Consider the following 13,393-nt stretch of genomic DNA (forward strand, 5'->3'; position numbering starts at 1 on the left):
TGTTAATAATGGGTGAAATAACCAATGATACAAAAATAAAATTACCGAACGGAAAAGATCTTAAATTATTATTAGCAATTGGAGGTTTATATTCTTTAGCCACTTTTTTATCTAATACATTTGTCAATATTTTTTTATGGAAGCATTCTGGAGAATATACCGATATTGCGGTTTATAATTTGTTTATTTATATCTTTCAATCGATTTCTTTTGTAATTGCTGGCAGGTTTGCTAAAAAGGTAGATAGAACGATTGTTATTAGGATAGGAGTGGTTTTTCTTTCTCTTTTCTACATAACGGTTCTATTGACAGGGGAAGATGCCACCCGATTTCCATATCTGCTCGGAGCAATTTTAGGAATTGGTTATGGATTTTATTGGTTAGCTTTTAATGTTCTAACATTTGAAGTAACTGAACCAGAGTCAAGAGATTTCTTTAATGGGATTTTAGGAACGTTACAGTCATTAGGTGGGATGATCGGACCTTTTTCAGCTGGCTACATTATAACGAAGTTTGATCAATTTCAAGGATATCGTTTTATTTTCTTTCTCTCCTTTTTTTTATTTTTAGTAGCTGTAGTTTGCTCCTTTTTCTTAACTAAGAGAAAAGCAACAGGCAAGTTTTTATTTAAAAAAGTGGTTCTTGAACGAAAAGAGAATAAAAATTGGCGTCATATTTTGTATGCACACGTGTTTCAAGGCTGGCGCGAAGGGTTATTTATCTTTATTGTTGCTATATGGGTATTTATTGCGACAGGCAGTGAATTCGCTTTAGGTAGCTATAATTTGACTGTTTCATTATGTTCGTTTATTGCATATTTTGTTATTACCAAAGTATTAAAGAATCAGTATAGAAAACAAGCAATTTTAGTTGGAGGCATCTTACTCTATGCGGCTGTTTTACTCTTAGTATTCCATACGAATTATTGGATGCTTCTTGTATATGGAATAATAGTTGGTTTTGCTTTCCCTATCTACAATGTACCGTTTATTTCATTAACTTATGATATCATTGGCAAAGCAAGAGGGGCAAGAAAGTTAAGAATTGAATATATCATTATTAGGGAGTTATTTGTAAATATCGGAAGAATTGCGGCGATTCTCCTTTTTATTATGAGTGTTAAGTTAGCAAATCCAGAAGTAATGATCCCGCTCCTTTTCTTAACGATTGGTGGTGGTAATTTTATTGCTTACTACTTCGTTCGAAAAACAGAGACATCGTTTTACTATTAAATAGATAGTAAAGCAGTAGTCAGCATGCTATAATATATGGGTGTTTTTCGTTAAGGGGGAATAGCAATTGAACCAGTATAGAGGTTTTACAGAGAAAAACAAAGCAAAAAAGAAAAAAGGACAAGTTCCTATTCGATTAAATATATTGTTTATTAGTGTGTTTCTAATTTTTTCACTGTTAATTGTGCAACTTGGTGTCGTACAAATTCTAAATGGACAAGAAGCACAACATCAAATTAATCAGGCAGAAAATACACCGACAGAAAAGGCGGTACCACGCGGTAAAATGTATGACAGTAACCATCAGCTTATTTTAGATAATCAAGCGGTTAAGTCAATTACGTATACACCACCCAAAAATGGTGATACAGCACAAAAAAGGCTAGAGATTGCTGAGCAATTAGCAGATTATATTACGATTATAAAAGATGAAAAGAAATTAGATAAAACCATTCGCGAGCGTGATAAAAAAGAATACTGGTATTTACAAAAACAAGATAGGGTGCATGATTTACTTACGGCTGAAGAACGAGAAGAATTAAGTAAAAGTGAGGAGTATCAAGCAGAACTTGATGCAATTACAGTAGATAATCTGGCTGAAATTGATTGGACACCTGACTTGAAAAATGTGATAGCTATTAAGAAGGAATTGGATAGTGCTAAGGAGTTATCTCCTCATATTGTCGTCAATGATGGTTTAACAGAGGAAGAATATGCACTTGTAGCTGAGCATCTGAATGATCTTCCTGGAATTGATGCAGTCATTGATTGGGATCGGAAAGAAATATTCGGAGAGACGTTAAGCTCATTCTTTGGAAAACTTACAACTTCGGAACAAGGAATCCCAAGTGAAAATAGTCAGTACTATTTGAGCCACGGTTATACATGGAACGACCGCGTTGGAACTAGTGGACTTGAACAAGAATATGAACATATACTTCGCGGACGAAAAGAGAAAGTTAAATATTCCACTGATTCGAATGGTAATGTCATTAGTTCTGATATCATAGTTCCTGGAGAGAGAGGGAAAGATTTAGTCCTTAGCGTTGATATGGATTTTCAAACAGAAGTTGACAAAATAGTAGAAGAAGAACTGAAAACAGCCATTAACAACCCAGCAAGTAATTCTGGTTACTTAGAAGATGCGTTAGCAGTTGTGATGAACCCACAAACTGGTGATGTTTTAGCGTTATCTGGTATTCATTATGATAAGGAGAAAAAAGAATACTTAAATCAAGCGTACAAAACGATTTATGATGCACATGAGCCAGGTTCTGCTGTAAAGGGGGCAACATTGTTAGCAGGCTATCAAGAAGGTGTCGTGGATATTGGTTCACGGCTAAGTGATAGAGCGATAAAAATACAATCAACACCTAAGTTTAGTTCGCATAAATACTTAGGGAATAGCATCTCGGATTTATATGCACTAGAAGAGTCTTCTAACGTATATATGGCGAGAATTGCGATTGCTATAGCAGGTGCGACGTATCAAGAAAATAAACCGTTGTATAATTTTGATTATAGTGCATTTAATACAATGCGTAACTATTATAGCCAGTTTGGTTTGGGCATAAAAACTGGTATTGATTTGCCGTTTGAAGCAACCGGTGTTACTGGGGCTAATCCAGCGCAAGGTAACTTAATGCACCTAGCGATTGGTCAGTATGATACTTATACTACGTTGCAATTAGCGCAATATGTATCAACCATCGCCAATGGTGGTTATCGTATGAAGCCAAGATTAGTAAAAGAAATAAGAGAGCCGGGTAATGGTGAAGGACAGCCTGGAAACATATTAGAAGCCTTTAGTCCTGAGGTATTAAATCGTGTGGATATGGATGAAAAGTATATTGACCAGGTACAAGAAGGTTTCAGAAGAGTGTTTACAAACGGAACTGCAGCTAACCAATGGAGAGGGTTTCCATATGAAGTCGCTGGGAAAACAGGAACAGCACAGCGAACTAAATATAAGACGGACGAAGATGGAGAGCCTGTAAAAGTAGCTGAAACGGAAAACTTATCGTTAGTTGGTTATAGTCCCCTTAAGGATCCAGAGATAGCTTTTGCTATTATTGTTCCGGAAAATGGTACAGGAATTGGTCGACATCAAGTTCACCATGCGATAGGGAAACGCATTGTAGAAGCATATTATAAAATGAAAAACAACCTTGATAGTCAAAAAGAGGAAGACTAAAGAAGGAACTAGATTTCTAGTTCCTTCTTTTTTTCATAATATATACATAAGAAATGAAGTGTGTAGTTTAATTTCTTTATTATGTTGAAACGTTGGCGTATAGGAAGCAAATCGGAATCGGGTGATAGATGATGGAGTATGAATTTCTTCGTTAACTACATTTAGTAGATAAGCTCGACAGAATCTATTTTTATATTACAAAAAGTCAGAATTTACAATCTCTTTACAATCACTTAATAGTAGTTTAATAGTTCTAGGTTAATATGTAAAAGAAGCTTCCAAGGGAGCTTCCAATCACATAGTTTGTATAGGGGGAAATAGAAAAATGAGCAAGTTTAAAATCTTGTTATTAGCCTTAATCGCTGTTCTTACAATCGGCGTTTTGGCTGCATGTGGAAATGATTCAGATGACAACAGTGATGATGCAGATGCAAACGAAACAGAAGAAACAGACGCAACAGATGACGCTGCTGATACAGATGATAGTGCGGAAGAAAGTGAAGAAGCATCAGGTGATTTATCTGGATCAGTTGAAGTAGATGGATCTGGAACAGTTTATCCATTGATGTCAGTGTTAGCAGAAAATTATATGGTAGACGAACAGCCTGAGGTATCTGTTCAAGTAGCTCGTGCTGGTACTAGTGCAGGCTTTGAAAAATTTTTAGCTGAAGATGGAACAGATTTCAATGATGCTTCTCGTGAAATTAAAGATGAAGAGCAAGAAAAAGCTGATGAGCTTGGAATTGACGTAATGGAATTGAAAGTTGCATTAGATGGTTTAACAATCGTTACAAGCCCTGACAATGATTGGGCAACAGAACTTACAGCTGAACAAGTAAATGATATTTTCTTAGGCAATGTAACAAAATGGTCTGAAATTGATTCTAGTTGGCCAGATGAAGAAATTCAACCATACGGTCCAAATGAAAACCATGGTACTTATGAATTTTTCCATGATGAAATCTTAGATGAGCAAGATCTTGTTGATGGAATCGATTTACAACAAGAATATTCTACACTAGTAACATTAGTATCTGAAGATGAAAATGGAATTGGATTCTTCGGATTTGGTTACTATGATAGCAATCAAGATCAACTTAATGCTGTAGCTATTGACTTTGGAGATGGTGGAGTAAGTCCATCACTCGATACAATCGGTGAAGATGGTCCATATGCAGATTACACTCGTCCAGTATTCACATACTTAAATGTAGGTAATGCGGAAGAAAAACCAGAAGTGTATGATTATGCAGTGTATGTTGCAAGTCATATCAATGATTTTGCAGGGGAAACTGGATTTGCACCACTTCCAGATGAAGAGTTACAAGCACAATTAGAAGAAGTTCAAGCTATCCAATAATAAAGATAAGTAATACAATATCCTAATATTAATATTATTTGCTTCAATAAGATGGGGGCGATTATGCTCTCATCTTATTGTAAGTTTGAGAAGGAGTGCACCAACAAATGGCAATGAACAGCGAATCAACTGAATCCAAGGCTGTGAATGTCAGTAAATTGATAGCAGAAAACAAGAAAAAGAAAAGTATAAACAATTATACGGAAAAGTTAATACCTACCATTCTTTTCTTGCTAGCATCAATTACGGTTCTGACTACTATTGGAATTTTATATACCTTAATAAGTCAAGCAGTACATTTCTTTATGGAAGTTTCGATATGGGACTTCTTTACAGGGACTGAATTAAAGCCGTTAGGCCAAGACCCTCAATTTGGTATACTACCATTGATTAATGGGACAATTATTTCATCCATCATTGCAATACTTGTGGCAGGGCCAATTGGTTTAATGTCAGCAATTTATTTGAGTGAATATGCATCAGATAAAGTAAGGAGAGTACTCAAGCCGTTATTAGAAGTATTAGCTGGTATTCCGACAATTGTTTATGGTTTTTTTGCGTTTACTTTTGTAACACCATTAATTCGGAGTTTTTGGCCTGAGCTAGGTGCTACTAACATTTTGAGCCCTGGTCTTGTAATGGGTGTAATGATTATACCAATGATCGCATCACTTTCAGAAGATGCGATGAATTCTGTTCCTAATGCAATGCGTGAAGGATCGCTAGCCATGGGAACCACAAAATTAGAAACAACTATTAAAGTAGTTATTCCTGCTGCTTTTTCAGGGATTATTGCTTCATTTGTATTAGCGATATCTCGAGCGATTGGTGAAACAATGATCGTTACAATTGCGAGTGGGAGCTCCAAAAACTTTACATTTGATTTAACAGAATCAATGCAGACAATGACTGCATATATCGTAGAAGTATCTGGTGGAGAAGCACCAGCTGGCTCTACTCTACATTATAGTTTATATGCTGTTGCGTTATCCTTGTTTGTATTTACTTTAATAATGAATCTACTTGCGAAATATATCTCTCGTAAATTTAGGGAGGAGTATTAATGGAAAAGTTAGAAGCGTTACATGAAAATAACAAAATGGAATCAAGAGTACGCAAAGATACAATTTGGAAATCCGTCTTCTTTCTTTCGACACTCTTCGGTTTAGTCGTGCTAGCTGTATTGATTGCTAGAGTAGTCATAGACGGTGCTTCATGGATAAACATGGACTTTATAACAGGTAGACTTTCTACAAATGCTGATAAGGCAGGGATAATGGGAGCTATACTTGGGACAGTGTGGGTAATGATTGTTGTTATTCCGGTAACATTAATTGTAGGTGTAGGAACAGCTATTTATTTAGAATTGTATGCTAAGAAAGGGAAGTTCCATTCCTTTATTACTACAAATATTTCTAATCTAGCTGGTGTACCATCTATCGTATACGGTTTGTTAGGTTTAACGGTGTTTGTACGATTAATGAAATTTGGAAATGTAGTACTAGCTGGTGGACTTACTCTCGCGTTATTAGTTTTACCTATCTTGATCGTTTCTGCACAGGAAGCATTAAGAGCTATTCCAGGTCATTTAGCAGAAGCGTCTTACGGTATGGGTGCAACGAAATGGCAGACGATAAAACGGATTATATTACCTGCAGCAATACCGAGTATTTTAACAGGTGCAATTTTATCTTTATCACGTGCGATCGGAGAGACAGCCCCGTTAACAGTGCTTGGAATTCCAGCATTATTATTACCATTCCCGAACGGATTATTTGATACGTTCACTGCGCTACCTATGCAGATATACTATTGGACAATCGATGCTTCTTTAGTTGCTGAATATGCGAATCTAGCTGCTGCAACCATTATTGTCTTGCTTGTAATATTGTTCGTATTAAATTCTATTGCGGTAATTATTCGAAATAAGTTTCAGCATAGATATTGATATCTAGTGTTTATTTTTTTATCAGGATCATTGATTGCTAAGGAGTGAAAAAAATGAGTATGGCTGCTGAAAAAGACAGTAAAAAAGTACAAATAGAAATTGCATATAATGATGAAGAAAAAGTGAAGGATAACAAACCGAAACGTGTTGTTTACGATACGAAAAATTTAAATTTATGGTATTCACAAACACATGCATTGAAAGATATGAATTTACAAATGTTAGAGAATGAAGTTACGGCTATTATTGGCCCGTCTGGATGTGGTAAGTCAACTTATATTAAGACGTTGAATCGTATGGTAGAGCTTGTACCTGGAGTAAATACGACTGGTACGATTACGTATAATGGTAAAAATATTTTAGATGACAATGCGATGAGGGTAGAGGACTTACGTACACAAGTTGGGATGGTATTTCAAAAGCCTAATCCATTCCCAAAATCAATTTACGAAAATGTCGCATATGGTCCTAAAATTCATGGTATTAAAAAGAAGGCAATACTAGACGAAATTGTTGAAAAAAGTTTACGTGGTGCAGCAATTTGGGATGAAGTAAAAGATCGTTTGAACGAAAATGCATATGGACTTTCAGGTGGCCAACAGCAAAGAATTTGTATTGCTCGTTGTTTGGCTGTTGAACCTGATGTTATTTTAATGGATGAGCCAACTTCTGCTTTAGATCCAATATCAACATTAAAAGTGGAAGAATTAATTAAAGAGCTAAAGAAAAATTATACCATTATTATTGTAACGCATAATATGCAACAAGCAGCACGTATTTCCGATAAAACGGTGTTTATGCTAAATGGTGAAGTAGTAGAGTTTACTGAAACCGATCAGCTCTTCTCCAATCCAACTGATAAACGGACAGAAGACTATATTACAGGTCGATTTGGTTAAAGAAATCTCTACATTAAATAGTGTGACGGAATATGTGTCTCAATTTTGAACGAGATTTGTCATGGTGCAGGAGTTCGTAATTTCCCAACTTGAAGTCTCCAGTTAGAATAAGTGTGTAGGTGATAAACGGGCTCCTCTTGATAAGTCTTACTTTATAGGTATCCCTTGTTTCTTGTATAGATGACAAGGGATATTTTAACAATAACAAAAAAATAATGAAGTAGTTTTTACACGATATAATTGAAGGGAGATGTTCTTATGGTAGGAAGAGAGGCCTTTCAAGATGAACTACGACATCTTGAAGAATTGATCGTTGAGCTTGCAAAAAAAACAAAAGAACAATTGTTATTAGCAGTTGATAGCTTGTATCTTGCAGATGTTGCTCAAGCTGAACAAGTTGTTCAAAATGATGTTGAACTAGATAAAATGGATATGAAAATTAACGATGAAGCAATTGTTTTAATTGCAAGACAGCAACCAGTAGCTAGAGATTTGAGACGATTAGTTGTTGCGCTTCGTATATCAAATGACCTAGAAAGAATGGCTGACAATGCAAAAAATGTAGCTCGTGCAGCGATTCGCTTAGGTGATGACCATGGTTTACCTATTCATCCATCTATTAAGGAAATGTCGAAAATAGCAATGGAAATGATAGATTTGGCTATTACGTCATATAAAAATGAAGATATTACCTTAGCCCGTAAATTATCTGAGCTAGATGATATGGTTGATAACATGTATTCAACGATGTTACGAGAAATTTTAGAAGAAACAGCTAATAATCCTCAAAAGGTTCAGTATTTAATGCAAATGGCTTTTAGTGGAAGGTTCGTGGAAAGAATTGGAGATCATGCGACAAATATTGGTGAAGATGTAATGTATTTAGTGAAAGGCGAATCATTAGATTTAAACGGTTAAACTACAAACAAAGGAGTAGACGTTAACGTCTACTCCTCTGTTTGTTGTCGAGTTATAGCACTTGCAATTTCTTCTATAGTCATACTTGAATTAAGTGTAAATTCGCCGATTTGAATGTATCTCGTTAAATCATTTGATTCTAAGTATGTAACAAACTGTTCTGTATCTGAAATTAATTGATGATCAACTAAAAAGTCGGTAATATCTGGCATTGTCATACCTTCTTCTATAGCAATAGTAACTTCCTCGTGAGCAGCATTCTCATCAGTAACTTCACGATTATCTTCTACTTCTTGTAAACTTTCTATCTCTTGCTCTAACTCATCTACTTTTACTTCTAGATCGTTATCATATACGAAATAACCGTTGTCTTGAAGGGTTTGAATAGATTCATCTATAGAAGGTGATGTTGTAGGTGTTTCTTGTTCAGGCTTATCTAAGTAATAGGTAGCTCCTATTATAACGGAAGCTGTTAACAAGCCTAGAGAAAATGCTCTAATAATTACTTTCAAAGGTATCATCCTTACTTCTCATTATTTTACATTGTTAATGATGGACACAACATCATATTCATTTACATTAACTTGTGCTGCGATATATGCGGTATCATGTCCTTGTTGATATAATTCCTTTACACGCTCTATCATTTGTGTAGATGAGTTTGTTGTAGGTCTTATTGACTGTTCTACAGATAAATCATCCATTAGCAATTCTTCTTCTAATACTTGAATTTTCTTTTTTAATTGATACGTTTCTTGTAAGGAAGAAATAGAGAATTGTTCGAATTGATCCTCTAGTTGTTTAAATTTATCTTGCATAAAAAATGATAGTATTAAAAGTACAATAGCAATAATGATTATAGTACTTATTATGTATAGCATGACTTTCCTCCTCCATTTAACCAATATTTACATATACAGTTATATCATATTTTGCTTTACAATAAAACATTTACTTGAAATTATCTGCGTTTTTTGCTAATATATTTTAGGTAATGATTCGATATTGAACGAATGATGTATTGATTTTAGTTTGGAGGGATAAATATGCGCGTTAACATTACATTAGCTTGTACTGAAACAGGTGACCGTAATTATATTACGACTAAAAATAAACGTACAAATCCTGAGCGTTTGGAACTTAAAAAATATTGCCCACGCTTGAAACGACACACGTTACACCGTGAAACAAAATAATGAAACAAAGAAAAGCTCTTACCATGTTTATAGTGGTAAGAGCTTTTCTGTACATTTTATTGATATAGGGCAGATGTTGTTCATTATGCTTATTTGATTCTATCTATACGATATTTCTTTTTAAGTTATTCATTTGTAAACATTCTGTTACTTTATATTGTAGGTGATATAAGTGAGCCTTCAATCAAAGAGCGATTTAGATTTTCACTGTTTATTAGCGAAACTTACAGGAAAGTTACCGTGTGTATACACCGATATGAAAGGAGAGAGGCTAGAATGAATAAAAAAACAACACAGAGAAATGAAGTCATATCTCATTGGCAGGAGCTTGAAAATAGAGAACAGTTGGAAGAAAAACTGCAACAAAGATTGTTTGATTTAGCTGAATGGAAAGAAGCTAATGTTATAGCGACTACAATAGCCAAGGGAGTGGAATGGAACACAGAACAAATTATTTATCATGCTTGGCAAGAAGGGAAAAAAGTAGCGATTCCGAAAAGTAATCCAATTGATCATACGATGAAGTTTTATCTGTATAGTGAAGATGATCAGTTAGAAAAGGTATGGAAAGATATTTTAGAGCCTATTGAAGCGAGCAGTACTTATATTTCAGAAGACGGGATCGATCTGCTTATAGTGCCAGGGATAGTATTTAACAAGCAAGGATTCCGGATTGGCTTTGGTGGAGGTTTTTATGATCGTTTTTTGAAAGGGTATACAGGAGTTACTGTATCATTAGTAGCTAACTTTCAACTTATGAAAAACATGCTAATAGAAGAACATGATCAATCTGTTGATATATTATTAACTAATTTCGGAAAAGTTTACTGCAAACATACATAATTATGAGAGGAAAAGAAAAAACTGTTGATAACAACTTTTTATGAGGAGTAATGATGAATGAAAATATCAAAAGTATTTTTCTTTTTAACAGCAATAACCACGATTATTTACTTATTTCGTAACAATCTAATGAAGATCATTACTACTGTTCCATTGCTAAGAAAATATGCCGTTAGAATGACGATGAGTATTCCGTTTGTCAGGCGCAAAATGATTGGTTCACTATTTAAATAAACATCTTTCCTTATTGTTATTCTAATTATTAGGAAACATGATATGATAAGAATAGTAATAAGGTAGGTGTCAAGATGTTTATTAAAAATCAATTTATCCAGAATAAACTGGTCCTTCATTTAATGGAAAAAGAAAAATTTGAACTACTAACAACATCTTCAAATCAAACAGAATATTTACTATGGAGAACGAACAAAAGAGTAACCGATATTGTAAGAGTATCCTTAACATCGTATGATTGGAAACGCGATCTGGATAGAGATGTAGATCAACTTGAAAAAAGAGTTGCAGATAATATTCAGTTACCATTTTTCCAACAAAGAATAGCCTTTCATCATGTTTTTATTGTAAATGATGAACCTGTTGATGATTGGGATGCTCTACAATCTAGAAAATCTAATGTCAAAAAAATTGATCATTCTTATGTTTATATGATAACGGAGCATACTGATGATGAATTTCCTCGTTTTGTTCAGAAGGTCAAACTAGAACTTTCATTAGATTGGGAGCCTATAACAGATGTATTTCAAATAGAGTACAACACGTCTTTATTTAAGAGGCGAATCCAGCAGATATATCATAATAAACAGAAGGAAATGCAGTCTGTATTTAGTCATGGTAAACCTCGGCTGTCTTATCTTTTAATTGGTATCAATATCATTATATTTTTCTTGTTGGAGTTAAGCGGTGGTTCAACCAACATCGAGACTTTGGTTAAATTTGGCGCAAAATATAATGTCGCTATAATAGATGGTGAGTGGTGGCGAATCATTACTTCGATGTTTTTGCATATAGGTATTATTCACTTAGCACTAAATATGCTAGCTATTTATTTTATTGGCACATTGGTAGAAAGAATCTATGGAAGTACACGCTTTATTATTATTTATTTTTTAGCTGGTATTGCTGGAGGAGTAACAAGTTTTGCGTGGAATCCAAGTATTGCTGCTGGTGCATCTGGAGCAATATTTGGTCTTTTTGGTGCACTTTTGTTTTTTGGTTTAAAAAATCCAAGAATCTTCTTCCGAACAATGGGGATGAATGTTCTAGTAATGGTAGCAATTAATGTCGTGTTTGGTTTTAGTGTAGAGCAAATTGACAATGGAGCACATATTGGTGGATTAATTGGAGGATTTATCGCTTCAGGAATTGTTATGTTACCTAACACTAAAGTCTTTATGCAACAGCTAATGGCAATCGTAGTTTATCTGTTTTACATTGTTGGGATACTAACGTATGGGGTATAAAATGAACAAGTATATTATGACAGAGCATTGCAATTGAACAGATTACAACACCTTGTTCAAGAGCAATAATATAGTGAAATACCAACTATAGTAGATAAAACATTGCCATGTTTAGAGGTTTTAGCGAAATTAAGTGGAGAAAATCAAAAGTAATAGATTGATAACGGAACAAAGAAAATAGGAAAACTAGCAAGATTTGAACGTTTAAAATGGTACCTGTAGTTAGACGACTAAAAATAAGTGTTTTATCTACTACAGGTACCATTTTAATGACCACTCCTCTTTTTCATCATACCAGTCTAATCAATAGATAATTGCTGACTAAGTATTTTAACTTTATTATTGTCCTCGTTAAACAATACAATTAGATGATCGTTTTGTTTGTCTATTAATATTAGTGGCATGAATTGCTTGTCTGTAATTAATCCATCTGCTATTGGTATAATGTAATTTCTATATAATCCTTCCCACAGTTGTCCGATGATCCGATTTGTTTCTTCTTGAGTTAAGTCGTTAAGTGGTTTGTCTTGAAACTGAATGATATCAATAAGTGGATACATTTCATACCGTTCTACCTCGATATTAGCGTCATTGATCCAATCATTCCATACTAGTTGCTTTTGTTGTTCCATTAATGCATCGTGTTTTTCCTTCCATTTCAGCTGTGTTGGTGAACTAGGCTGTTCAAAAGATAGGAACCCTTTTTGAGGAGAATTCATTATATATAAGTTGTCCGTAGACATTTGTTGAATACTTCTAATGTCATCATTTTCGTAATGATTTTCACCATGATGAAAACTGATAGCTTGATAAAAATGACTTTCGTCTTCTTCAAAGCTAGCGTCTAATATAATTTCTTTTGCTGATTCTTTCCATAAACCTTTTATCCCTTTTAAATAACCATCCATATAGATGAGAGATACATCCTGTCTTAAAAATATTTCTTCTTCAAGGCTACTATTGGCTATCCAGTTCACGAAATATTTGTTGTTATCCATATCGAAAAGTTCTATATCTGTATTTGCTTCTGCAAAAGTAATAGACGAATCTGGTGGGAAATACGTAATTGCTTCTTCTGTAGTTTTTTTTGTTAAAACTAAAAGTAGTAAAACAACCATCATTAATAAACAAGTAACAATTTGAATTTTTCTAGATTTAATCATATCATCCCTCATTTTAATTTATCACGGTGCAAACGTCCGTCAAATCCCCACTTCAAGTTTCAAGTAAAACGAGGAAGATAAGTGAGGGATAAACGGACGCTCCTCCCTGATAAGTTTCGCTAACAATCAGTAGGAGTCACAAACTCCCACTGATTGAAG

General features: G+C 34.4%; 14 protein-coding genes. 11 read left to right on the top strand and 3 right to left on the bottom strand.

The window, feature by feature from the left end:
• Positions 1-8 precede the first annotated feature (8 nt).
• From SH601_RS08235 to phoU, 7 genes are all read left to right on the top strand, one after another.
• Positions 9-1,232 carry an MFS transporter gene (locus SH601_RS08235; protein ID WP_319957810.1) on the top strand — a complete coding sequence of 408 codons (1,224 nt, stop codon included), beginning with the start codon at positions 9-11 and terminating at the stop codon, positions 1,230-1,232.
• Positions 1,233-1,299: 67 nt separating this feature from the next.
• Positions 1,300-3,426, top strand: coding sequence for a peptidoglycan D,D-transpeptidase FtsI family protein (locus SH601_RS08240; RefSeq protein WP_319957811.1), 2,127 nt, complete (start codon positions 1,300-1,302; stop codon positions 3,424-3,426).
• Between the two features lie 325 nt (positions 3,427-3,751).
• Positions 3,752-4,786 (top strand): PstS family phosphate ABC transporter substrate-binding protein, encoded by a 1,035-nt coding sequence (locus SH601_RS08245; RefSeq protein ID WP_319957812.1) that lies wholly within the window; start codon positions 3,752-3,754, stop codon positions 4,784-4,786.
• 107 nt (positions 4,787-4,893) lie between these two features.
• A complete protein-coding gene (pstC, locus tag SH601_RS08250; RefSeq protein WP_319957813.1) occupies positions 4,894-5,850 on the top strand; it encodes a phosphate ABC transporter permease subunit PstC in 957 nt (318 codons plus the stop codon).
• Complete coding sequence (gene pstA / locus SH601_RS08255; RefSeq protein WP_319957814.1) at positions 5,850-6,734, top strand: phosphate ABC transporter permease PstA; 885 nt, start codon at positions 5,850-5,852, stop codon at positions 6,732-6,734. The genes pstC and pstA overlap by 1 nt, the downstream gene beginning before the upstream one ends.
• A gap of 59 nt (positions 6,735-6,793) precedes the next feature.
• Positions 6,794-7,633, top strand: coding sequence for a phosphate ABC transporter ATP-binding protein PstB (gene pstB, locus SH601_RS08260; RefSeq protein WP_319958128.1), 840 nt, complete (start codon positions 6,794-6,796; stop codon positions 7,631-7,633).
• 258 nt (positions 7,634-7,891) lie between these two features.
• A complete protein-coding gene (phoU, locus tag SH601_RS08265; protein WP_319957815.1) occupies positions 7,892-8,551 on the top strand; it encodes a phosphate signaling complex protein PhoU in 660 nt (219 codons plus the stop codon).
• Positions 8,552-8,580: 29 nt separating this feature from the next.
• On the opposite strand, the gene SH601_RS08270 is transcribed toward phoU, so the two are convergent.
• Positions 8,581-9,063: a hypothetical protein gene (locus SH601_RS08270; RefSeq protein WP_319957816.1), complete on the bottom strand. Its 483-nt coding sequence runs from the start codon at positions 9,061-9,063 to the stop codon at positions 8,581-8,583.
• Between the two features lie 21 nt (positions 9,064-9,084).
• The gene (locus SH601_RS08275; RefSeq protein WP_319957817.1) at positions 9,085-9,432 is read right to left on the bottom strand and encodes a hypothetical protein; all 348 of its coding nucleotides are present in this window, start codon (positions 9,430-9,432) and stop codon (positions 9,085-9,087) included.
• A 165-nt stretch (positions 9,433-9,597) separates the two neighbouring features.
• Here SH601_RS08275 and rpmG point away from each other — a divergent pair, with 165 nt between their 5' ends.
• From rpmG to SH601_RS08295, 4 genes are all read left to right on the top strand, one after another.
• Complete coding sequence (rpmG, locus tag SH601_RS08280; protein ID WP_152149170.1) at positions 9,598-9,747, top strand: 50S ribosomal protein L33; 150 nt, start codon at positions 9,598-9,600, stop codon at positions 9,745-9,747.
• 276 nt (positions 9,748-10,023) lie between these two features.
• Entirely contained in the window at positions 10,024-10,590 is a 567-nt protein-coding gene (locus SH601_RS08285) for a 5-formyltetrahydrofolate cyclo-ligase (protein ID WP_319957818.1), read from the top strand.
• Positions 10,591-10,647: 57 nt separating this feature from the next.
• A complete protein-coding gene (locus tag SH601_RS08290; protein WP_319957819.1) occupies positions 10,648-10,824 on the top strand; it encodes a hypothetical protein in 177 nt (58 codons plus the stop codon).
• Between the two features lie 74 nt (positions 10,825-10,898).
• Positions 10,899-12,071, top strand: coding sequence for a rhomboid family intramembrane serine protease (locus SH601_RS08295; protein ID WP_319957820.1), 1,173 nt, complete (start codon positions 10,899-10,901; stop codon positions 12,069-12,071).
• 299 nt (positions 12,072-12,370) lie between these two features.
• Here SH601_RS08295 and SH601_RS08300 read toward each other — a convergent pair whose 3' ends face one another.
• Entirely contained in the window at positions 12,371-13,234 is an 864-nt protein-coding gene (locus SH601_RS08300) for a hypothetical protein (protein ID WP_319957821.1), read from the bottom strand.
• Positions 13,235-13,393: the final 159 nt, after the last annotated feature.

This window comes from Gracilibacillus pellucidus, assembly GCF_033949965.1.
Taxonomy (GTDB): Bacteria; Bacillota; Bacilli; order Bacillales; family Amphibacillaceae; genus Gracilibacillus; species Gracilibacillus pellucidus.